Annotated in this window: 16 protein-coding genes; 3 read left to right on the top strand and 13 right to left on the bottom strand. The window is 73.1% G+C overall.

Translation table 11 applies throughout. The features are described from left to right. Positions 1–181 precede the first annotated feature (181 nt). Positions 182–394: an acyl-CoA carboxylase epsilon subunit gene (locus tag IF83_RS0121500; protein WP_030546582.1), complete on the bottom strand. Its 213-nt coding sequence runs from the start codon at positions 392–394 to the stop codon at positions 182–184. A 23-nt stretch (positions 395–417) separates the two neighbouring features. After that, positions 418–2,001 carry an acyl-CoA carboxylase subunit beta gene (locus IF83_RS0121495; RefSeq protein WP_030546580.1) on the bottom strand — a complete coding sequence of 528 codons (1,584 nt, stop codon included), beginning with the start codon at positions 1,999–2,001 and terminating at the stop codon, positions 418–420. Between the two features lie 288 nt (positions 2,002–2,289). Between IF83_RS0121495 and IF83_RS0121490 the strand changes: the two genes are divergently transcribed. Continuing rightward, the gene (locus IF83_RS0121490; RefSeq protein WP_030546578.1) at positions 2,290–2,949 is read left to right on the top strand and encodes a YceI family protein; all 660 of its coding nucleotides are present in this window, start codon (positions 2,290–2,292) and stop codon (positions 2,947–2,949) included. 103 nt (positions 2,950–3,052) lie between these two features. On the opposite strand, the gene cimA is transcribed toward IF83_RS0121490, so the two are convergent. The 7 genes from cimA to IF83_RS0121455 form a co-directional block, all read right to left on the bottom strand. Beyond that, positions 3,053–4,672, bottom strand: coding sequence for a citramalate synthase (gene cimA, locus IF83_RS0121485; protein WP_030546576.1), 1,620 nt, complete (start codon positions 4,670–4,672; stop codon positions 3,053–3,055). A 407-nt stretch (positions 4,673–5,079) separates the two neighbouring features. Next, a complete protein-coding gene (locus IF83_RS0121480; RefSeq protein ID WP_030546574.1) occupies positions 5,080–6,180 on the bottom strand; it encodes a branched-chain amino acid aminotransferase in 1,101 nt (366 codons plus the stop codon). Between the two features lie 304 nt (positions 6,181–6,484). Continuing rightward, positions 6,485–7,528 (bottom strand): 3-isopropylmalate dehydrogenase, encoded by a 1,044-nt coding sequence (locus IF83_RS0121475; protein ID WP_030546572.1) that lies wholly within the window; start codon positions 7,526–7,528, stop codon positions 6,485–6,487. A gap of 95 nt (positions 7,529–7,623) precedes the next feature. Further along, positions 7,624–7,764, bottom strand: coding sequence for a hypothetical protein (locus IF83_RS34145; RefSeq protein WP_167343616.1), 141 nt, complete (start codon positions 7,762–7,764; stop codon positions 7,624–7,626). A gap of 281 nt (positions 7,765–8,045) precedes the next feature. Beyond that, positions 8,046–11,687 (bottom strand): phosphodiester glycosidase family protein, encoded by a 3,642-nt coding sequence (locus IF83_RS0121465; RefSeq protein WP_078843709.1) that lies wholly within the window; start codon positions 11,685–11,687, stop codon positions 8,046–8,048. Between the two features lie 237 nt (positions 11,688–11,924). Further along, positions 11,925–13,556: an L-glutamate gamma-semialdehyde dehydrogenase gene (gene pruA / locus IF83_RS0121460; RefSeq protein WP_030546567.1), complete on the bottom strand. Its 1,632-nt coding sequence runs from the start codon at positions 13,554–13,556 to the stop codon at positions 11,925–11,927. Between the two features lie 101 nt (positions 13,557–13,657). Then, positions 13,658–14,584, bottom strand: a complete 927-nt coding sequence (locus IF83_RS0121455; RefSeq protein ID WP_030546565.1) for a proline dehydrogenase family protein — start codon at positions 14,582–14,584, stop codon at positions 13,658–13,660. Between the two features lie 173 nt (positions 14,585–14,757). On the opposite strand from IF83_RS0121455, the gene IF83_RS0121450 reads away from it, so the two are divergent. After that, positions 14,758–16,014, top strand: coding sequence for a PucR family transcriptional regulator (locus IF83_RS0121450; protein ID WP_030546563.1), 1,257 nt, complete (start codon positions 14,758–14,760; stop codon positions 16,012–16,014). Between the two features lie 58 nt (positions 16,015–16,072). Here the strand turns inward: IF83_RS0121450 and IF83_RS0121445 are convergent, their stop codons facing one another. After that, on the bottom strand, positions 16,073–17,047 hold the full coding sequence (locus IF83_RS0121445) for a helix-turn-helix transcriptional regulator (RefSeq protein ID WP_030546561.1): 975 nt from the start codon (positions 17,045–17,047) through the stop codon (positions 16,073–16,075). Between the two features lie 62 nt (positions 17,048–17,109). Between IF83_RS0121445 and IF83_RS0121440 the strand changes: the two genes are divergently transcribed. Beyond that, a complete protein-coding gene (locus IF83_RS0121440; RefSeq protein WP_030546559.1) occupies positions 17,110–18,258 on the top strand; it encodes an epoxide hydrolase family protein in 1,149 nt (382 codons plus the stop codon). Between the two features lie 64 nt (positions 18,259–18,322). Here IF83_RS0121440 and serA read toward each other — a convergent pair whose 3' ends face one another. The 3 genes from serA to ilvN form a co-directional block, all read right to left on the bottom strand. Continuing rightward, positions 18,323–19,915, bottom strand: coding sequence for a phosphoglycerate dehydrogenase (gene serA, locus IF83_RS0121435; protein ID WP_030546557.1), 1,593 nt, complete (start codon positions 19,913–19,915; stop codon positions 18,323–18,325). A gap of 357 nt (positions 19,916–20,272) precedes the next feature. Continuing rightward, positions 20,273–21,271 (bottom strand): ketol-acid reductoisomerase, encoded by a 999-nt coding sequence (gene ilvC, locus IF83_RS0121430; RefSeq protein WP_030546555.1) that lies wholly within the window; start codon positions 21,269–21,271, stop codon positions 20,273–20,275. 96 nt (positions 21,272–21,367) lie between these two features. Further along, positions 21,368–21,892, bottom strand: coding sequence for an acetolactate synthase small subunit (gene ilvN / locus IF83_RS0121425; RefSeq protein WP_030546553.1), 525 nt, complete (start codon positions 21,890–21,892; stop codon positions 21,368–21,370). Positions 21,893–21,912 lie beyond the last annotated feature (20 nt).

Genomic DNA, 21,912 nt, shown 5'->3' with positions numbered 1-21,912 from the left:
GGACCGGCGGTGCGGGGGAACGCGACGAACGGCGGGGTTCCGGGGCGGGGCGCGCGCCCCGGGGGCGGGCCCGGGGGGGGGGGGGGCGGGGGGGGGGGGGGGGGGGCCCGCCGTGGGAGCCGTGGGTGTCGTGGCGCCGCGCGTCCGGTGGCGGCCGCTCGGCCGCCCCGGCGCGCCGTTCTCAGCCCTGCCAGCTGTGCGGCGCCCGGAAGCCGGGGCCGCGCTCCGGGCGGTGCCAGCGGGGCGCCGTGCGGTGCGGACGGGCCGGGGCGTGGCGGCGCGGGCCGTGGTGGGCCGGCGCCGTGGCCCGGGCGAGCAGGACGGCGGTGAGGGCGGCCAGCTCCTCGGGGCCGGCCTGGCCCTTCTCGACGCGCAGGAAGTTGGCTGCGTTCATGGGTGTTCTCTCCGTGACTGCCGTTACTGCGGCGGGTTGCCGTGCTTGCGGGAGGGCAGGTCGGCGTGCTTGGTCCGCAGCATGGCCAGGGACCGGATGAGCACCTCGCGGGTCTCGGCCGGGTCGATGACGTCATCGACCAGGCCGCGCTCGGCGGCGTAGTAGGGGTGCATCAGCTCGGCCTTGTACTCCTTGACCATCGCGGCCCGCATGGCCTCGGGGTCCTCGGAGTCGGCGATCTGCTTGCGGAAGACGACGTTCGCGGCGCCCTCGGCGCCCATGACGGCGATCTCGTTGGTCGGCCAGGCGTAGGTGAGGTCGGCCCCGATGGACTGGCTGTCCATCACGATGTACGCGCCGCCGTACGCCTTCCGCAGGATCACCGAGATCCGCGGAACGGTGGCGTTGCAGTACGCGTAGAGCAGCTTGGCGCCGTGCCGGATGATGCCGCCGTGCTCCTGGGCGACGCCCGGAAGGAAGCCGGGGACGTCCAGCAGGGTCAGCAGCGGGATGTTGAAGGCATCGCACATCTGGACGAAGCGCGCGGCCTTCTCGCTGGCCTCGATGTCCAGCACGCCCGCGAGGGACTGCGGCTGGTTGGCGATGACACCGACGACCTGGCCGTCGAGGCGGGCCAGCGCCACGATGACGTTGGTGGCCCAGCGCTCGTGGACCTCCAGCAGCTCGCCGTCGTCGACGAGCTCCTCGATGACCTTGCGCATGTCGTACGGGCGGTTGCCGTCGGCCGGGACCAGGTCGAGCAGGGCCTCGCCGCGCCGGTCGGCCGGGTCGTCGGAGTGCGCCGCGGGCGGGTTCTCCCGGTTGTTCTGCGGCAGCAGTGACAGCAGGTAGCGGACCTCGTGGAGGCAGGTCTCCTCGTCGTCGTACGCGAAGTGGCACACCCCTGAGGTCTCGGCGTGCACATCGGCGCCGCCGAGGCCGTTCTGGCTGATCTCCTCGCCGGTCACGGCACGGACGACGTCCGGGCCGGTGATGAACATCTGCGAGGTCTCGCGGACCATGAAGACGAAGTCGGTGAGGGCGGGGCTGTAGGCCGCGCCGCCGGCGCAGGGGCCGAGCATCACCGAGATCTGCGGGATCACGCCGGAGGCGCGGGTGTTCCGCTGGAAGATGCCTCCGTAGCCGGCGAGGGCGCTGACGCCCTCCTGGATCCGGGCGCCGGCGCCGTCGTTCAGGGAGACCAGCGGCGCTCCGGCGGCGATGGCCATGTCCATGATCTTGTGGATCTTGGTGGCGTGGGCCTCGCCCAGCGCGCCGCCGAAGATGCGGAAGTCGTGGGCGTAGACGAAGACCGTCCGGCCCTCCACGGTCCCCCAGCCGGTGATGACGCCGTCGGTGTACGGGCGCCTGGCCTCCAGGCCGAAGCCCGTGGCCCGGTGCCGGCGCAGCGGCTCCACCTCGTTGAAGGAGCCCTCGTCCAGGAGGAGGTCGATCCGCTCGCGGGCGGTCAGCTTGCCCTTGGCCTTCTGTGCCTCGGTGGCCCGGTCGCTCGGGCCGCGCCGGACCTGCTCGCGGATGGCGCGCAGTTCGGCCACCCGCCCACGGGCATCGCTCGCCTCGGGTGGCGTCTCGTCCAGAAGGGTCATGTATCGACCCTACGAAACCCGGTCCGCGAAACCGCCCGTAGATTCCACACAGTCTCCACCGCCAATTCCTGGCCGGCTTGGACAGAACCGGTCTTGTCACGCCGGCCCTCGACTACTGCCGCGCCCCTGGGATGTGGGGTTCCCACAAAGAGGCACCGACGGACCGGCCACGGCGGACCGGCCGGGAGTGGTACTTGAACTTTGAACCATCACCCTCTACAGTCGAACTTGTTGAACGATAAACAACATCGGACGCCATCCCGTCCTGATTCCAGCCGAGGAGGAGCCATGGCTCTGTTCACCCGCAAGAGCACCCGCAGCACCGAAAGCGCCACGACCGCCACCACGACCGCCGGCACCGCGACCGCCACCCCTCCGGCCGCTCCCGGCCTCGCCGCCCTGACCGGCGACTACACCATCGACCCCGCCCACAGCGACATCGCCTTCACCGTGCGGCACGCGATGGTGACCAATGTGCGCGGCTCCTTCGGCGACCACGAGGGCCGGCTGCGTCTCGACGGTTCCGACCCGGCCCGCTCCACCGCCTCGGTCGAGGTGCGGATCGCCAGTGTGGACACCGGCAACAAGGACCGCGACCAGCACCTCGTCGGTGGCGACTTCTTCGACGCGGAGGCCTTTCCCCTGATGACCTTCCGCAGCACCGCCGTGGAGCCGGTGGGCGAGGACGTCTACCGCGTCACCGGGGACCTCACCATCAAGGACGTCACCCGCCCGCTCTCCATCGACCTGGAATTCAACGGCGCCGCCACGGACGTCTACGGCAACGAGCGCGTCGGCTTCGAGGGCAGCACGCAGATCCTGCGCTCCGACTGGGGCCTGACCTGGAACGCGGCCCTGGAGGCCGGCGGTGTCCTCGTCGGCGACAAGGTGAAGCTGACCTTCGACATCTCGGCGGTCAAGACCGCGCCGGCCGGGCCCGCCGCCTGATCCCGCCCCGTGCCGCTCCCGGGCGGCGCGGCCTCGTACCCCCTCCCCCGCACCCGCCCCGGCCGGAACCATCCGGCCGGGGCGCGGGTGTTCCGCCGCGGCGCTACAGCTCCTCCGCGGGCTCCACGCCCGCCCGCAGCAGGCCGTAGGTGTACGCGTCCTCCAGGGCCTGCCAGGACGCCGCGATGACGTTGTCGGCGACACCCACGGTGGACCACTCCCCCTCGCTGTCCTGGGTGGTGACCAGGACCCGCGTAGTGGACCCGGTGCCGTGCCGGCCCTCCAGGATCCGCACCTTGTAGTCGACGAGCTCCATTCCGGCCAGCTGCGGGTAGATCCGCTCCAGGCCCACCCGGAGCGCCCGGTCCAGGGCGTTCACCGGGCCGTTGCCCTCGGCGGTCGCGACGATCCGCTCCCCCTTGGCCCACAGCTTCACGGTGGCCTCGTTGGCGTGGGTGCCGTCCGGCCGGTCCTCGACGATGGCCCGCCAGGACTCCGTGCGGAAGTGGCGGCGGGCCCGGCCGTCCACCTCGGCCCGGAGCAGCAGTTCGAAGGACGCGTCGGCCGCCTCGTACGTGTAGCCGGCGAGCTCCCGTTCCTTGACGCGGTCCACGACCCGGGCGATCAGATCGCGGTCGCCGCCGAGGTCGATGCCCAGTTCCTTGCCCTTGAGCTCGATGGAGGCGCGGCCGGCCATGTCGGAGACCAGCATCCGCATGGTGTTGCCGACCAGTTCCGGGTCGATGTGCTGGTAGAGATCCGGATCCACCTTGATCGCCGAGGCGTGCAGACCGGCCTTGTGCGCGAAGGCGGAGACCCCCACGTAGGGCTGATGGGTGGAGGGGGTGAGGTTGACGACCTCCGCGATGGCGTGCGAGATGCGGGTCATCTCCGCCAGCGCCCCCGGGGGCAGGACCCGGCGCCCGTACTTGAGCTCCAGAGCGGCGACGACCGGGAAGAGGTTGGCGTTGCCGACCCGCTCGCCGTAACCGTTGGCGGTGCACTGGACGTGGGTGGCGCCCGCGTCCACGGCGGCCAGGGTGTTGGCCACCGCGCAGCCGGTGTCGTCCTGGGCGTGGATGCCCAGCCGCGCCCCGGTGTCGGCCAGGACGGTGGCCACGACGGCCTGGATCTGCGCCGGCAGCATCCCGCCGTTGGTGTCGCAGAGCACGACCACGTCGGCCCCCGCCTCGTACGCCGTGCGGACGACCTGCTTGGCGTAGCCCGGGTTGGCGCGGTAGCCGTCGAAGAAGTGCTCGCAGTCGAGGAAGACCCGCCGGCCCTCGGCCCGCAGATGGGCGACGGTGTCCCGGATCATCGCCAGGTTCTCGTCGAGGCTGGTGCGCAGGGCCAGCTCGACATGGCGGTCGTGGGACTTGGCGACCAGCGTGACCACCGGGGCGCCGGAGTCCAGCAGGGCCCTCAACTGCGGGTCGTCCTCCGCCCGTACGCCCGCCTTGCGGGTGGCACCGAAGGCGACGAGCCGCGCGTGCCGGAAGTCGATCTCCTCGCGGGCGCGCTGGAAGAACTCCGTGTCCCGCGGGTTGGCGCCGGGCCAGCCGCCCTCGATGAACCCCACACCGAAGTCGTCCAGATGCCGCGCGATCTTCAGCTTGTCGGCGACGGTGAGATTGATGCCCTCGCGCTGCGCTCCGTCGCGCAGCGTGGTGTCGAAGACGTGGAAACTGTCGTCCCCCGGAGCGGGGCCGCTTGCGTCCGTCATGACTCTTCCGAACTCCTGTCGGGATCTCGGTCTACCTGGGATCCCCCCTGCGAGGGGCAGGGGGGAACCGGTTCCACCGTCCTCCACTGATCCCCGCGCTCCGTGTACCGGCATGGGGTGGGCCGGAAAACGAAAAAACCTCTCGCGGGTGCGAGAGGTCTGCGCGCGGGTCCTGGGACACGGTGTCCGCTGCCGCCGTTCTGCTGCGGTTCAGCGGTCACTGCGGACCGGCGCGCCTGCTGCCAATAATCGTGGCGAACGAGAGCACGGGGGCAGTCTGGCACATCCGCGCCCCGGCGCTCCCTACTGTCTCAGGATGCGGGCAGTTGTCCGGAAACCGCCGGTGGCACGGCATCCGTGCCACCGGCGGTCGGGCCGGTCGCGCCCCGCACCGGGACCCGCGGCTGTCAGCAGACGCGGTGCATCCACTGGTGCGGGTCGGGGGCCGCGCCGGTCTGGACGTCGAGGAGGGCCTTGCGGAGCTGCATGGTGACCTCGCCGGGTTCGCCGTTCCCGACGGTCCAGTTGCCGCGGGCGGACTTCACCGAGCCGACGGGCGTGATGACGGCGGCGGTGCCGCAGGCGAAGACCTCGGTCAGGGAGCCGTCGGCGTTGCCGCTGCGCCAGTCCTCCACGGAGATGCGCTCCTCGGCGACCTCGTAACCGAGGTCGGCGGCGATCCGCAGCAGGGAGGCGCGGGTGATGCCGGGCAGAAGGGAGCCGGAGAGCTCGGGGGTGGTGATACGGCGCTTGCCGTCCGGGCCGCCGTGCACGAAGTACAGGTTCATGCCGCCCATCTCCTCGATCCAGCGGCGCTCGATGGCGTCCAGCCAGACCACCTGGTCGCAGCCCTGCTCGGCGGCCTGCGCCTGGGCGACGAGGGAGGCGGCGTAGTTGCCGCCGGCCTTGGCGGCGCCGGTGCCGCCGGGGGCGGCCCGGACGTACTCCTCGGAGAGCCAGACGGAGACGGGCTTCACACCGCCGGGGAAGTAGGCGCCGGCGGGCGAGGCGATGACGAGGAACAGGTACTCGTTCGCGGGACGGACACCGAGGCCGACCTCGGTGGCGAACATGAACGGCCGGATGTAGAGGGACTGCTCGCCCGTGCCGGGCACCCAGGCCCTGTCCTGGGTGATGAGGGCGTCGACGGCGGCGAGGAACAGCTCGGTGGGCAGTTCCGGCATGGCGATGCGGCGGGCGGAGGCGCGGAAGCGCTCGGCGTTGGCCTCGGGGCGGAAGGTGGCGACGGAGCCGTCGGGCTGCCGGTAGGCCTTCAGTCCCTCGAAGATGGTCTGCGCGTAGTGCAGCGTCATATTGGCCGGGTCGAGGGAGAGCGGCGCGTAGGGGACGAGTTCGGCGTCGTGCCAGCCGCGGCCCTCGGTCCACTTGATCGTCACCATGTTGTCGGTGAAGTGGCGGCCGAAGCCGGGGTTGGCCAGGATCGCCTCACGTTCCGCGTCGGGCAGCGGATGCGAGGAGGGCTTGAGCTCGATCGTGGGCGTCGTCATGTCTGCTGTCCTTCACCGTGGTGAGTCGTGGCGGTCCGCGCACATCGCCACCGGCGTTCGTAGGACGTCCGAGTTTCTCGCGAAGCGGCCGCGTCATCCGATTATCGCGAATGGGGCCGGGGAGAGGAAACCGGTCGTCCCGGACCGGCGGGCGGCACGGACCGGGACCGATGGTCGCACCCCGGCACAGCGCTTGTCAGCGGCCCTGCTGCCGCGTGCGGGGCACGGGCGCGTCCGCGGCCCCCGTTCCGCCGGGGAACGGGGGCCGCGGACCGCGGAGTTGGGAACCGCCGGACGGTAGCCGTCAGCCGGAGACCCGGGCGGCGAGGGCGTCGCCGATCTCGTCGGTGGTGCGGGGCCGCTCGGGGCTGCGGGCCGCGAGGTCCTCGGCCACGGCGGTCTCGATCCGGTCCGCCTCGGCGCCGTGGCCGAGGTGCCGCAGGAGCAGGGCCACGGAGAGGATCGTGGCCGTGGGGTCGGCCTTGCCCTGGCCGGCGATGTCCGGGGCCGAGCCGTGGACCGGCTCGAACATCGACGGGAACGCGCCGGTCGGGTTGATGTTGCCGGAGGCCGCCAGCCCGATGCCGCCGGTGACGGCCGCGGCGAGGTCGGTGAGGATGTCGCCGAAGAGGTTGTCGGTGACGATCACGTCGAACCGCTCGGGCTGGGTGACGAAGAAGATCGTCGCCGCGTCGACGTGCAGGTAGTCGGTGGTGACCTGCGGATACTCCGCCCCGACGGCGTCGAAGATCCGCTTCCACAGATGGCCGGCGTGGACCAGCACATTGTTCTTGTGGACCAGGGTGAGCTTCTTCCGCGGTCGGGCGGCGGCCCGCTCGTAGGCGTCGCGGACGACCCGCTCCACCCCGTACGCGGTGTTCAGGCTGACCTCGGTGGCCACCTCGGCCGGTGTGCCGGTGCGCAGGCTGCCGCCGTTGCCGGTGTACGGGCCCTCGGTGCCCTCGCGGACGACGACGAAGTCGATGTCCGGGCGGCCCGCCAGCGGGGTGGCCGTGTTCGGGAAGAGCTTCGAGGGGCGGAGGTTGATGTAGTGGTCGAAGGCGAAGCGCAGCTTCAGCAGCAGCCCCCGCTCCAGCACACCGGAGGGGACGGACGGGTCGCCGATGGCGCCGAGCAGGATGGCGTCGTGGCGCCGGAGCGACTCCAGCTCACCGTCCGGCAGGGTCTCGCCGGTGGCGTGCCAGCGCTTGGCGCCCAGGTCGTAACGGTGGGTCTCCAGTTTCACATCCTGGGGGAGCACCGCGGTCAGGACCTTCAGGCCCTGGGCCACGACCTCCCCGCCGATGCCGTCACCGGGGATCACTGCGAGATCGATGCTGCGAGACATGCCGGGCACCCTACTCCGCGTCCCATTTGATGACATGTCGCGTCCACGATGCGGTCATCGGAGGGGGCGCGGACACCGGGGGCGGGCCGTTGCGGTCAGTGGTCGTGGCCGGTGGCGCCGCCGTTGTCCCGGCGGTCGAGGGCGCGCTGCAGAGCGGCGGCGGCTTCCTGCCGCGCGGTGCTGTCGGCGGTACGGGAAGCGGTGCGGCGGCGGGCGCGGGCTGCGGTCGCGTTCATGGGGCACGTCTCCAATGCGGGAGGGAACGGAAGGCACGAAGGGGTGCGGGGAGCGCGGGGAACACCGGAGAGGGGCGGGGGGCAACGACGTGCGGCAGGGATCGCCTGCGAGGCACGGCCCGCGTCCGCCGGCCGCTGGATCAGCGACAAGCTCGGCTTCCTACAACGCTAGGACAGCCGAGCCGCGCTGTCTCCACAATTACTCGGACTTCCTACTATCTGAGACGGCTGACTCCGTACCGCGACGGACGGAGGGCCGCCTGACGTCTCCCGGGCCGCGTTCAGCCCACGGCGGCGGTGCTCCTCCCGCCGGCGGTGACAGCGGCCGGGGACCGGTACGGGACCGGTGCCGCGATGCTCAGCTCCCGGCGCTCGGTGACGCCGTTCACCGTCACCGCCAGCACCACGGTGGCCGGGCGCAGCGCCGTGAGCGTCCCGGTCCCCGGGTCGTACGCGGCGGCGTGCCACGGCCGGGCGCCGTCCGGGGAGCCGATGCGCAGATTCGGTGAGCCGGTCCAGTCCGCGCTCACCGGGAAGCCGACCGGCACCTCCCGCGCCGTACTCCCCTCCCCCTGGGTCACCGCGGCGGTGATCCGGGCCGTCTCCCCCGCGGGCAGCCCGGCGGGGCCGTCCAGGCGCAGACCGTCGACATGAGGGCGGGTGCGGACGGATATCCAGTCCGGGCCGCCCTCCCAGGGCCGCTGCCGGGCCCGCTCCCGCTCGGCGTCCGTGACACGGTCGACGCCGACGGTGGACCAGCCGGTGAACCCGCCCCGGCCGGGCGGCGCGGCGGGCGCCTTCCCGGAGTTGCCGTTGACGAGATACGGGACCCCGTCCACCCGTGAGGCGTGGAAGACGCCGGCGTGGGCTCCGATGACAGCGGCCCCCTTGCCGCTGGCACGGCGGAAGTCCGCCAGCCAGCTCTCCAGCAGGGCGGCCTCCTTGCGGTCGGCAAGCTCGGAGGCGCGCTGCGGGGTGGGGTCGCGCGGCGGTACGTGCTGGACGACGATCACGGAGCCGGTGCCCGGGTCGGCGGCCGCCCGCTCCAGTTCGGCGCGGACTGCCCGCACTTGCGCGAGTCCGCCGCCGCGCAGGGTCAGCCGGGAGGTGTCGAGGGTGATGAACCGGGTGCCCCGGTGGTCGAAGACCCGGTGTCCGGGGCCGAACTCCTTCTCGAACAGGTCGATGGAGCCGCCCATCACCTCGTGGTTCCCGGGCACATAGACCCAGGGCACCGCACTGCCGAGCTCCTCCTCCAGGACCCGGCGGGCCAGGGCGAGGTCCGCGGCCGAGCCCTCGTCCACCAAGTCTCCGTCAACGAGCAGCAGTTCGGGGCCGGACGCCTTGATCTCGCGGAGGGTGCGCCGGGTCTGGCGGACCAGCGGGCCGTCCGGTTCCCGGGCGGTGAACTGGGCGTCGGAGAGCACCGCGAACCGCCAGTCGCGGCGTCCGGTCTCCGCGGCGCCCGCGATGAGCGGATCCGGTACCGGCTCCGCCGCGGGCAGGTCGATGTCCGGGGGCACCCGGGCGGTCAGGCCGTCGACGACGATCTCCCCGGTGTACTGCTTCAGCGGGTCGGTCTCGGCGAGGTAGAAGCGGCGCACCCGCAGCGGGTGGACGGTGCCGGGCGGCACCTCGAACTCCACTTCCCGCCAGCCCGTCCAGGTGATGAACGGCCCGCGGAGCACCAGGCTCGTGTCCTGGGCGTCGACGAGGTGGAGCGAGGGCCAGGCCCCCTTGCCGTCCCCCTTGATCCAGAGCCGGAAGGACTGCGGCTGCCCGGTGACGGGGATCCGGGCGGGCGGGTTGGCGTAGGCGGCGCGGGTGGCGGTGGAGCGCGTGAAGTCGTAGCTCAGGCGCAGGCCGGTGCCGTCGTGGCCGTCGGGGGCGGCGGCGACGGAGCCGGCGGCGCGGGCGTGGGTGAACGTCCAGTCCGCCGCGTCCTCGAACCCGGTCACCTGCCGCTCCTCCAGGCCGATGGTGACGCCGATGACGGCCGTGCGGCCCCGCACGACCGCCTCGATCCGGCCGGAGCCGCCGGCCCCCGCACGGGCGGCCACGGTGAAGGAGCCGCGCCCGTCGGGGGTGACGGAGAACCGCGAACGGTCGTACTTCAGGCGGACATCGGCCGGTTCGACGGGGGCCTCGGTGCCGTGCGCGTCCAGGCCGGTGAGGCCGAAGGTGCCGGTCGCCGCGGAGTCCGCCAGGCCGACCCGGGGGGCGGTGGGGACGAGCCGCCGGAGAGGGCCGATCACCTCCAGCCCCACCGAACCCCGCGCGCCGCCGAGCCGGGCTTCCACCTCGGCGCGGCCGGGACGGTGGGCCGTGAACACGCCCCGCTGGTCGACCCGGCCGGCTCCGCCGGAGCGGACGTGCCAGTGCGGGCGGCCGGCCGCGGGCCCGTAGGTCTCGTCGTGGCCGGTCGCGCGCAGGGCGCGGGTGAGGCCGGGGAAGACGCGGTCCGGCCGGCCGCCGAGGACCGGTCCGGTGGTGGGCGCGGTCTCCGGGGCGGTGGCCGTCTCCACCCGGAAGCCGGTGGCCCGCCCGCTGCCGGCCGGCGCGGTGACGGCGAGGCCGTTCGGCACCGGGCGTTCGGCGCCGTCCGACGGGCTGTTCTCCACCCGCGGCCGGGTGGCGCCGGGCCGGCGCGCGAGCAGGGTGGAGGAGCCGCCGCCGTCCAGGTTGAGCGCGTTGTGGGCGCCCAGCTCCTTCATCATCAGGGCGAGTTCGGTGAGGGTGACCCCGCCGCTGTCGGCCTGCCGGCCGTCCAGGGTGAGGACGTGCAGGGTGCTGCCGTCCCGGGAGAAGCCGACGGCGGTGCGGGGGGCGGTGGCGTTGTTGGGCCGGCCCTCCCAGTTCTGCGGCTCACCGTCGACCACCAGCAGGCCCCGGCTGCCGACGGCCGTGCGGGGGACCGGGCCGCCGTCCGTGCGGGGCGCGTACTCCACGTCGACCGGATCGCCGGGCCGCAGTGCGGCCAGGGCGTCCGCGCCGGCGTCCCGGCCCAGCAGGACGGTGCTGCCGTCCGCGACCGGGCCGCTGCCGGGCCCGTCACCGGCCGAGCGGACCCGGCCGTCCACCAGGACGACCTCGGTGACCCGCTCGGCTCCGGGGACGGTGAGCGCCCGGTCGGCCCCGCCCCACTGCGGCGTGTAGAGGCCGATGCCGTCCTCCGGCACCCGGGCGGCGTTGTACGCCCCGAGGGCGCGGGGCCCGCCGGGGAGGGTTACCGTGCCGTCGAAGTACAGGCCGAGGATGCGGCCGGCGGCTCCGGGGCCGAACCCGGCCACCACGTGGTTGTCCGCGGTGCCGGAGTGGGTGAGCCGGCCCTCCCGGATGCCGGGGCCCAGCGGCGCCCCCGTCGCGTCGATGTCGAAGAAGTCCGCGTTGATCGCGGCGACGGTACGGCGGCCCGGGCCCGGGTCGTGCGCGGCGGCCTGCTCCGAGACCGTGGTGCGCCGTGAGACCTCTCCCGAGGAGAGGTAGTCCACGCGGGCGCCTGCGGTGAGGTCGACGGTGAGCGCGTCGGCGCGCAGCCATTTCCCGGGGGTCAGCCGGTCGAACGAGGTCAGTTCGACCCCGGGGGCGACGGGCCGGGTGCCGCGGGCGGTCTCCACCGTCTCCGGACCGGCCGCCTCCCGGGCGCCGGCGGCGGCCGCCGGACCGCCGGACGGGCCGCGGGCGGGCGGCGGCGCGAGTGGGCGGAGGGCATCCGCCGGGGAGACGGGCCGGGGATCGGTGTCGGAAGCGGAAGCGGCGGCGGTGACGGAAGCGGAATCCGTAGCGGTGCCGGTGGCGGTGGCGGGCGGTACGGCCCCGAGGACCAGCGCGGCGGTGGTGACGAGGACGGCGGCGGCCCCCCGCCGCTCCCCCGGCCGGCGTCTGCGGCGGTGTCTCCCGGTGCGGAATGCGGCGAACGGCATGGATCCCCCTGCCCTGGACGGTCGTTCCCGGATGTGGTGCCACGGAAGTGCGGTCGTTCGGTCGCGCGGGGTGGTGCCGCTCCCAGGCTGCCGCCGGAGACCGCCGGTCCGCCAGACTCCGTATCGGGCGGACCGGGGAACAGTGGGTTGACGGACGGACGGGCACCACGCCCCACGGCCGAGGCCCCGCACACCCGGGCAGGGGGTGTGCGGGGCCTCCCGGCCGCTGCCGGACGCTCAGCCCATGTGCGGGTACCGGTGATCGACCGGCGGCACCAGGGTCTCCTTGATGGAGCGGGTGGAGGTCCAGCGCGTCAGGTTCTGCTTGGAGCCCGCCTTGTCGTTGGTGCCGGACGCCCGCCCGCCGCCGAAGGGCTGCTGGCCGACGACGGCGCCGGTCGGCTTGTCGTTGATGTAGAAGTTGCCCGCCGCGAACCGCAGGGTCTCGCAGGCGGCGGCCGCCGCCGCGCGGTCCTGCGCGATCACGGCACCGGTCAGGCCGTACGGGGCGGCCGACTCCATCTGCGCCAGCATCGCCTCGTACTCCCCGTCCTCGTAGACGAAGACGCCGAGGATCGGGCCGAAGTACTCCTCACGGAAGATCTCGTTCGAGGGATCGGTGGAGACCAGAACGGTCGGGCGGACGAAGTAGCCGGTGCTGTCGTCACAGGTGCCGCCGGCCACCACCTCGATCGTGGGGTCGGACTTCGCCCGGTCGATGGCCGCCTTGTTCTTGGCGAAGGCGCGCGCGTCGATGACGGCGCCCAGGAAGTTCGACAGGTCCGCCGGGTGCCCCATGGGCAGCGCCTCGACCTCGGCCGTGAGCTCCTCGCGCAGCCCGCCCTCCCACAGCGAGCGCGGCACATAGGCGCGGGAGGCGGCCGAGCACTTCTGGCCCTGGTATTCGAAGGCGCCGCGGATCATCGCGGTCCTCAGCACGGCCGGGTCGGCGGAGGGGTGGGCGACGATGAAGTCCTTGCCGCCGGTCTCGCCGACCAGCCGCGGGTAGGTCTTGTACGTCCCGATGTTCTCGCCGACCGTCTTCCACAGGTACTGGAAGGTCTTGGTGGAGCCGGTGAAGTGGATGCCCGCCAGGTCGGGGTGGGCGAGGGCCACCTCGGAGACGGCCAGGCCGTCGCCGGTGACGAGGTTGATGACGCCCGGCGGCAGCCCGGCCTCCTCCAGCAGCCGCAGCAGCAGCACGGCGGCGTGGGTCTGGGTCGGGGAGGGCTTCCACACCACCACATTGCCCATCAGGGCGGGGGCGGTGGGGAGGTTGCCCGCGATGGCGGTGAAGTTGAAGGGCGTGATCGCGTAGACGAACCCCTCCAGCGGCCGGTGGTCGGTCCGGTTCCACACCCCGGGCGAGTTGGTCACCGGCTGCTCGGCCAGGATCTGGCGGGCGTAGTGCACATTGAAGCGCCAGAAGTCGATCAGCTCGCAGGGCGCGTCGATCTCCGCCTGCTGGACGGTCTTGGACTGGCCCAGCATCGTCGAGGCGGCGATGGTCTCGCGCCACGGACCGGCCAGCAGTTCGGCGGCCCGGAGGAAGACCGCGGCCCGGTCGTCGAAGGAGAGGGCGCGCCAGGCCGGTGCGGCGGCCAGTGCGGCGTCCACCGCGTCGCGCGCGTCCTCGACGGTGGCGTGGGCGGCGGTGCCGAGCCGCGCCGCGTGGTCGTGCGGCTGGACGACGTCGAAGCGCTCGCCTCCGCCCATCCGCCGGACGCCGCCGATGGTCATCGGCAGGTCGGCCGGGTTGTCGGCCAGCTCCTTGAGTTTCGCCTCCAGCCGCGCGCGCTCGGGGCTGCCGGGTGCGTAGGTGTGCACCGGCTCGTTGACCGGCGCGGGGACCTGGGTCACAGCGTCCATGATGGCCGTTGTCTCCTTCGTTGCGGGATGTGCGGGATGTGCGGGGGTGTACGGAGCAGGGGGTACGGGGTGCGTGCCCGCCCGGGCCGGGCGGCCGGACGTCAGCCGCGGCCGGCCAGGGAGCGCAGGAAGAACGCCACGTTCGCCGGGCGTTCGGCCAGCCGGCGCATGAAGTAGCCGTACCAGTCGGTGCCGTAGGGGACGTACACGCGCATCCGGTGCCCCTCGGCCGCCAGCCGCGCCTGCTCCGCCTCCCGGATGCCGTACAGCATCTGGAACTCGTACTCGCCGGGCTTGCGGCCGGCCCGGCGGGCCAGCTCCTGGCCGATGGCGACCATGCGCGGGTCGTGCGAGCCGATCATGGGGTATCCCTGCCCGGTCATGAGGATGCCCAGACAGCGGACGAACGCCCGGTCCACCTCGCGCCGCCGCTGGTGCGCCACGCTCGCGGGCTCCTTGTACGCGCCCTTCACCAGCCGCACCCGGGAGCCCTCCCCGGCCAGCGCGCGGCAGTCGTCCTCGGTGCGGAAGAGGTACGACTGCAGCACGGCGCCGGTCCGCGGGAAGCGGGGGCGCAGCTCGCGCAGGACCGCCAGGGTGGAGTCCGCGGTGGTGTGGTCCTCCATGTCCAGGGTGACGGTCGTCCCGGCCTCCGCCGCCGCCTCGACCACCGGGGTGACGTTCGCCAGGGCCAGGTCGTGGCCGCCGGGCAGCGCCTGTCCGAAGGCGGAGAGCTTCACCGACATCTCAACCCGCTCCCCCAGACCCAGCCCGGCGAGGGCCTCGCAGAGCGCCAGGTACGCGTCCCGGTTGCGCCGGGCCTCGGCCGGGTCGGTGATGTCCTCGCCGAGGTGGTCGAGGGTCACCTCCAGGCCGCGCCCAGTGAGCGTGCGGACGGCGCTCACCGCGTCGTCCAGCCGCTCCCCCGCGATGTAGCGGTCCACGACCGGGCGGGTGACCGGTGTGGAGGAGACGAGACGCCGGACGCGGGTACTGCGCGCGGCGGCGAGGAGCACGGGTCCCAGCACGGGGCACCTCCGGGGGCGGGACGGCCGCCGGCGGGGATTCCGGCGGGCGGGGAGAACCTCCGTGCAACGTAGGAAATCCGCGGCCCGCCCGCCATCGACAGCTGTCACGTCCCCGTGGCCCCGATCTCATACAGATGTATGAGAATGGAGTCCGAACCGGGAAAGGCGGCGGTATGCGCGGCGACTACCAGCAGCTGGTGGACGAGATCTCGGCGGTGCTGGCGGCCCCCGCGACCCTGGAGGACCGCGACTTCCGCCTGATCGCCTTCGGCGCCCACGACGACGGCGGAGACGGCGGAGACGCCGGGAACGGCGGGAACGGCACGGACAGCGGAGAGGCCGGCGGGGCGGGCGCCCGGACGGGCGCCCCGGCGCTGGACCCGGTCCGCACCCGCTCGATCCTGCACCGCCGCTCCACCTCCGCGGTACGGGCCTGGTTCGAGGCGTTCGGCATCGGCCGGGCCACCGGGCCGGTCCGCATCCCCCCGGACCCCTCGGCCGGGGTGCTCATCGGCCGGATCTGCCTCCCCGTGCGCCACCGGGGCGTCGTGCTCGGCTATGTCTGGCTGCTGGACGACGGCCATCTGGCGGATCTGGAGACCGGCACCCGCGGCGGCCCGCCCGACCCCCGGATCGAACGGGCCATGGAGACCGCCGCCCGGATCGGGGAGCTGCTCGCCGCCGAGGCGCGCGCCGGGGCCGAACTCGGCGAGCTGCTGCGGGATCTGCTCACCGGCCCGGCGGTCGACCGGGAGGCGGCGCGCACGGAGCTGCGGGCCCGGCTGGGCGGCGCGGCGGACGGTCCGCTGGCCCTGGCCGCCGTGGCGCCCTGGGCGCCGGCCGTACGGGACGCGGAGGACGGGGGTCCGGTGCCGGGGCTCTCCGCGCTGCCGGGCGCGCTGGCCGTCTGCGCCGTACCGGACCAGGGCCTGGCCGTGCTCGTCCGCCCGCGGCCGGCGGACTCCCCCGGACCGGCGGGCGCCGTGGCGGAACGGCTGCTGCGCTCCCCCCAAGCGGCGGGCGCCGCGGCGGGCACCGCAGCGCCCCGGCACGGACTGGAGGAGCTGCCCCGCGCCTGGCGGGAGGCGCTGGCCGCGGCCCGCGCCGCGCGCGCGGAGCCCCGGCTCGGCCCGGTGGCGCGCTGGGAGACGATCGGCCCGTACCGGACCCTGACGGAACTGCCCCCGGCCGCCGTGCCCGATCCGGCCGTCGCCGGGCTGCTCCGTCCCGAACACGCCGAACTGGCCAGGACCGCCGAGGTGTTCCTCGACTGCGCCGGGCAGGCCGGCCGTGCGGCGGCGGCCCTGGCGATCCACCGGCAGACGCTCTACTACCGGCTGTCGCGGGTTGCCGCGCTGACCGGGCTCGACCTCGCCGAGGGCGAGGACCGGCTGCTGCTCCACATGGCCCTCAAGCGCGCCCGGCTGTGAGCCCGTGGAAGAGGGGGCAATTCCGGCGCCTTCACGACATCGGCGCGCCAGGAATGACCTAGACCCCGCCACCAGGGGTGTCCGGCGCGGCCGCCCGGGCGAGGCGGCCGGCCAGCACGGCCAGCCGTTCCCGCAGTTCCGGCGGCTCGCGGACCTCGAACGGAACGTCCAGGAGACCGACGTAGAGGGCGAGCTCGTCCAGCGAGTTGGCCCCCGTGCGCAGGACGCAGGTGTCCTCGCCGTCCGCCTCCAGCGTGCCGGCCGTCGGCGGCAGTCGCGGGGCGACGGCCTCGGCGGGGGCGTGCAGGAGGAAGTGCCCTCGGTAGCGGTAGGGGGCCGAGGAGACACCCCGCGACAGGTACGCGGCGATGTCCTCCGCCGGAGGGCGGCGCGGTGTGAACCGCGCGCCGCCCGGTGTGCGGGGGATGAGCCGGTCGACGCGGAACGTCCGCCAGCCGGAACGGTCCGTGTCCCAGGCGATCAGGTACCAGAGCCGCCCGGTGTGCACCAGACGGTGCGGCTCGGTCTCCCGGACGCTCTCGCCGCCACCGTGGTCCCGGTAGTCGAATCTCAGCCGCCGGTGGTCTCGGCAGGCGGCGGCGATCGCGGTCAGTGTGGCGGGGTCCACGGCGGGGCCGCCGCCGGCCAGCGGCACCATCGCGGACTGCAGCGCGTTCACCCGGTGGCGCAGCCGGGAGGGCAGCACCTGCTCCAGCTTGGCGAGAGCGCGCACCGACACCTCCTCCAGGCCGGCGACCGACCCGCTCGCCGCGGTCCGGAGGCCGACGGCGACCGCCACGGCCTCCTCGTCGTCGAGCAGCAGGGGCGGCAGGGCCGCCCCCGCCCCGAGCCGGTAGCCCGCCGCGCCGGCGGTCGCGTGGACGGGATAGCCCAGTGCGCGCAGCCGCTCCACGTCCCGCCGTACGGTCCGCCGCGTCACCCCCAGACGGTCGGCGAGTTCGGCCCCCGGCCAGTCCCGCCGGGCCTGGAAGAGCGAGAGCAGACGGAGCAGGCGTGCGGAGGTTTCCAGCATGGATCCATTCTGCGCGCCACTTGGGACCGGAACTGTCCCAGGTGGCTTCTAGCGTGAGAGCCATGAACACCGAAGACACGGACATCCGCCCGTTCCGCGCCGCCGTTCCCCAAGCCGACCTCGACGATCTCCGGGAGCGGCTGGCCCGCACCCGCTGGGCCGGCGGACTCGACGGCGTGGGCTGGGACCACGGTGTGCCGACGGGTTACCTCCGGACGCTGGCCGACTACTGGCGGACCGGGTACGACTGGCGGCGGCACGAGGCCGAACTCAACACCTTCCCCCAGTTCACGACCTCGGTCGACGGCCAGAACATCCACTTCCTGCACGTCCGCTCCCCCGAGCCGGACGCCCTGCCGCTGATCATCACGCACGGCTGGCCGGGGTCGGTCGTGGAGTTCCTGGACGTCATCGGCCCGCTGACCGACCCCCGCGCCCACGGCGGCGACCCCGCGGACGCCTTCCACGTGGTGGCCCCCTCGATCCCCGGATTCGGCTTCTCCGGGCCGACCGGCGAACCCGGCTGGGACATCTCCCGCGTCACCCGGGCCTGGGCCGTCCTGATGAGCCGGCTCGGTTACGAACGCTATGCCGCGCAGGGCGGCGACACCGGCTCCGCGGTCTCCGCGGAACTGGGACGCCTGGACCCGGAGCACGTGGTGGCGGTGCACGTCAACGGCGCTCTCGGCTTCCCCACCGGGGAGCCGGGCGAGGCCGAGGGGCTCACCCCGGCGGAACGGGACCGGCTGGCCCGCTACACCGACCAGGAGGGCACCGGCTACGCCCTCCTCCAGGCCACCCGCCCGCAGACGCTCGCCCATGGCCTGCACGACTCCCCGGCCGGACAACTGGCATGGATCGTGGAGAAGTTCAAGGAGTGGACCGACCCGGCCGCCGAACTGCCCGAGGACGCCGTGGACCTCGACCGGCTGCTCACCAATGTGTCGCTCTACTGGTTCACCGGCACGGCCGGTTCGGCCGCCCGCCTCTACAAGGAGAGCGCGGCCACCTGGGGAGGGACAGCCGACCGGTCCACCACGCCGACGGGCGTGGCCGTCTTCCCCGGAGACCTGGGAATCCGCCGGATCGCGGAGCGGGAGAACAACGTCGTCCACTGGTCCGAGTTCGACCGGGGCGGCCACTTCGCCGCGATGGAGGCCCCCGATCTGCTGATCGGCGACCTGCGCGCCTTCTTCCGGCGGTTCCGCTGACCGGACACCGGCGGGCCCGGCTCCGCCGCAGCGGAACCGGGCCCGGAAGGGTGTACCCGGCGGGTCAGTCCGTCAGGTTGACCGCGCGGGCCGAGGTGGCGCCGATCTCCTCGGCGATCTCGGTGAGCACGGACTGCGGGATGGTGTCGTCCACGGTGAGGACGGCGAGCGCCTCGCCGCCCTGGGCGGCCCGCGAGACCTGCATATTGGCGATGTTCAGACCGGCCTCGCCCAGGATGCGGCCGAGGGCGCCGATGACGCCGGGGCGGTCGGCGTACCGCAGGAAGAGCATGTGGTCGGCGAGCGCCACCTCGACGTCGTGCTCACCAACCCCGACGATCTTCTGGACGTGCTTGGGGCCCGCCAGGGTGCCGGAGACCGAGATCTCCTCGCCGTCGGTGAGGGTGCCGCGCACCGTCACCACATTGCGGTGGTCCGGGGACTCCGAGCCGGTGGTGAGCCGCACCTCGACCCCGCGCTCCTGCGCGAACAGCGGGGCGTTGACGTAGGAGACCGTCTCGTCGACGACATCCTCGAAGACGCCCTTGACGGCGGAGAGTTCGAGCACCTTCACATCGTGCTGGGTGATCTCGCCGTACACCTCGACGTCGAGCCGGACGGCCACCTCGCCCGCCAGGGCGGTGAAGATCCGGCCCAGCCGCTCGGCCAGCGGCAGACCCGGGCGGACGTCCTCGGCGATCACGCCGCCCTGGACGTTGACCGCGTCCGGGACCAGCTCGCCCGCGAGGGCCAGCCGCACCGAACGGGCCACCGAGATGCCCGCCTTCTCCTGGGCCTCGCCGGTGGAGGCGCCCAGGTGCGGGGTGGCCACGACGTTGTCGAACTCGAAGAGCGGGGAGTCCGTGCAGGGCTCCTTGGCGAAGACGTCCAGGCCGGCGGCCGCGACCCGGCCCTCCTTGAGGGCGCTGGCCAGCGCGGCCTCGTCGACGATGCCGCCGCGGGCGGCGTTGACGATCCGGACCTCGGGCTTGACCTTGTGCAGCGCCTCGTCCCCGATGAGCCCGAGGGTCTCGGGGGTCTTCGGCAGGTGGACGGTGATGAAGTCGGAGACCTCCAGCAGCTCGTCGAGCGTCAGCAGCTTGACGCCCATCTGCGCGGCACGGGCCGGCTGGACGTAGGGGTCGTACGCGACGATCTTCATCCCGAAGGCGGACATCCGCTGGGCGACCAGCACACCGATCCGGCCGAGGCCGACCACACCGAGAGTCTTCTCGGAGAGCTCGACGCCGGTGTACTTGCTCCGCTTCCACTCGCCGTTCTTCAGCGCGGTGTTGGCCTGCGGGATGTTGCGCGCGGTGGCGACGATCAGACCGCAGGCGAGCTCGGCGGCGGTGACGATGTTGGAGGTGGGGGCGTTGACGACCATGACGCCGGCCTTGGTGGCGGCGGAGACGTCGACGTTGTCCAGGCCCACCCCGGCACGGGCGACGACCTTCAGCTTCCGCGCGGCGGCGATGGCCTCGGCGTCGACCTTGGTGGCGCTGCGGACGAGGATGGCGTCCACGTCGGCGATGGCGGCGAGCAGCTCACCCCGGTCGGCGCCGTTGCAGTGCCGGATCTCGAAATCGGGTCCCAGGGCGTCGACCGTGGCCGGCGACAGCTCCTCAGCGATCAGTACGACAGGTTTCGGGCTCACGTGGTCCTCAGTCCTCACTAGTCCTTGACGGACGGCCGTCCCGACGGCCGAAGGCGGTGAAGGGCAGCCGCGTGGAAGACGCACGACGCTGTGAGCCTGACGCGCTTGTTCTTGCAGTGTATCCGCGTGCGGGGATGCGCCACGCGCCTCCACGAAAGATCCCCGGCAAGGAGTCTGCCTTTCCGGGAACGGTCTTGTGGCGGGTTTGACGGCTCCCGTCCGGCTCATCGGGCCGGGAGGGGCCGGACGGGTTCCGGACGAGGCCCGCGGCCACGGGCCCCGCCCGGAACCGGCGCCTCCGGCGGGCGGGGCCGCGGCTCGGGCCCCCGCCCGCCGGCGCACCGCGCCGGGGCGGCGTCACGCCTGCTCGTCGACCCAGCTCATCAGCTTGCGGAGCTCCTTGCCGGTGGTCTCCAGCTTGTGACCGGCGTCGGCCTTCTTGTACTCGTTGTACTTGGGGAGACCGGAGTGGTACTCGTCCATCCAGGTCTTGGCGAAGGTGCCGTCCTGGATCTCGGCCAGGACCTTCTTCATCTCGGCCTTGGTGTTGTCGTTGATGATGCGGGGGCCGGTGATGTAGTCGCCCCACTCGGCGGTCTCGGAGACCGACCAGCGCATCTTCTCCAGGCCGCCCTCGTACATGAGGTCCACGATGAGCTTCAGCTCGTGCAGGCACTCGAAGTACGCGATCTCCGGCTGGTAGCCCGCCTCGACCAGGGTCTCGAAGCCCGCCTTGACCAGCGCGGAGGCGCCGCCGCAGAGGACCGCCTGCTCGCCGAAGAGGTCGGTCTCGGTCTCCTCGGTGAAGGTGGTCTTGATGACACCGGCGCGGGTGCCGCCGATGCCCTTGGCGTAGGACAGGGCGAGCGCGAAGGCGCTGCCGGTCGCGTCCTGCTCGACGGCCGCGATGCACGGCACGCCGCGGCCCTCCTCGTACTGGCGGCGGACGAGGTGGCCGGGGCCCTTCGGGGCGACCATGCAGACGTCGACGCCGGCCGGGGGCTTGATGAAGCCGAAGCGGATGTTGAAGCCGTGCCCGAAGAAGAGGGCGTCGCCGTCCTTGAGGTTGTCCTTGACGGACTCCTCGTAGACCTTGGACTGGATCGGGTCCGGGACCAGGATCATGATGACGTCGGCCTCGGCGGCGGCCTCCGCGGGGGTCACCACGCGCAGCCCCTGCTCCTCGGCCTTGGCCCGGGACTTGGAGCCCTCGGGCAGGCCGACGCGGACGTCGACGCCCGAGTCGCGCAGCGACAGCGCGTGGGCGTGGCCCTGGCTGCCGTACCCCAGGACCGCGACCTTGCGGCCCTGGATGATGGAGAGGTCGGCGTCGTCGTCGTAGAACAGCTCGGCCACTTCGGGTATCTCCTTGATCGTCTCGCGTTCCCTCAGGGGGACCGCAGTGTGCGCCCCACCGTATGCCGGTGGGCGGCGGATGGTCGGGGGGTCTCGCTATGCGGATCGGTCGAGCGCGCGCAGCGACCGGTCCGTGATGGAGCGGGCGCCGCGGCCGATCGCGATCGTGCCGGACTGGACCAGTTCCTTGATGCCGTAGGGCTCCAGCATCTTGAGCATGGCTTCGAGCTTGTCACTGCTGCCGGTGGCCTCGATCGTGACGGCCTCCGGGGAGACGTCGACGGTCTTGGCGCGGAAGAGCTGGACGATCTCGACGATCTGGGAGCGGGTCTCGTTGTCGGCGCGGACCTTCACCAGAACGAGTTCCCGCTGAACGGCGGAACCGGGCTCCAGTTCGACGATCTTCAGCACGTTGACGAGCTTGTTGAGCTGCTTGGTGACCTGCTCCAGCGGCAGCGACTCGACGTTCACCACGATGGTGATCCGGGAGATGTCGGGGTGCTCGGTGACCCCGACGGCCAGCGAGTCGATGTTGAACCCGCGGCGGGAGAACAGCGCGGCGATCCGGGCCAGGATGCCGGGGGTGTTCTCCACCAGGACGGAGAGCGTGTGCTTGGTCATGGGACTGGGTCTCTCTTCTT

The sequence above is a fragment of the Streptomyces albus subsp. albus genome (assembly GCF_000719865.1).
GTDB classification, from domain to species: Bacteria; Actinomycetota; Actinomycetes; order Streptomycetales; family Streptomycetaceae; genus Streptomyces; species Streptomyces albus_E.
This window is presented reverse-complemented; position numbering and strand designations above follow the sequence as displayed.

Bases quoted from the DNA above. Each gene is read 5' to 3' on its own strand.
- IF83_RS0121500 (WP_030546582.1), bottom strand. From the start codon at position 394: ATGAACGCAGCCAACTTCCTGCGCGTCGAGAAGGGCCAGGCCGGCCCC.
- IF83_RS0121495 (WP_030546580.1), bottom strand. From the start codon at position 2,001: ATGACCCTTCTGGACGAGACGCCACCCGAGGCGAGCGATGCCCGTGGG.
- IF83_RS0121490 (WP_030546578.1), top strand. From the start codon at position 2,290: ATGGCTCTGTTCACCCGCAAGAGCACCCGCAGCACCGAAAGCGCCACG.
- cimA (WP_030546576.1), bottom strand. From the start codon at position 4,672: ATGACGGACGCAAGCGGCCCCGCTCCGGGGGACGACAGTTTCCACGTC.
- IF83_RS0121480 (WP_030546574.1), bottom strand. From the start codon at position 6,180: ATGACGACGCCCACGATCGAGCTCAAGCCCTCCTCGCATCCGCTGCCC.
- IF83_RS0121475 (WP_030546572.1), bottom strand. From the start codon at position 7,528: ATGTCTCGCAGCATCGATCTCGCAGTGATCCCCGGTGACGGCATCGGC.
- IF83_RS34145 (WP_167343616.1), bottom strand. From the start codon at position 7,764: ATGAACGCGACCGCAGCCCGCGCCCGCCGCCGCACCGCTTCCCGTACC.
- IF83_RS0121465 (WP_078843709.1), bottom strand. From the start codon at position 11,687: ATGCCGTTCGCCGCATTCCGCACCGGGAGACACCGCCGCAGACGCCGG.
- pruA (WP_030546567.1), bottom strand. From the start codon at position 13,556: ATGGACGCTGTGACCCAGGTCCCCGCGCCGGTCAACGAGCCGGTGCAC.
- IF83_RS0121450 (WP_030546563.1), top strand. From the start codon at position 14,758: ATGCGCGGCGACTACCAGCAGCTGGTGGACGAGATCTCGGCGGTGCTG.
- IF83_RS0121445 (WP_030546561.1), bottom strand. From the start codon at position 17,047: ATGCTGGAAACCTCCGCACGCCTGCTCCGTCTGCTCTCGCTCTTCCAG.
- IF83_RS0121440 (WP_030546559.1), top strand. From the start codon at position 17,110: ATGAACACCGAAGACACGGACATCCGCCCGTTCCGCGCCGCCGTTCCC.
- ilvN (WP_030546553.1), bottom strand. From the start codon at position 21,892: ATGACCAAGCACACGCTCTCCGTCCTGGTGGAGAACACCCCCGGCATC.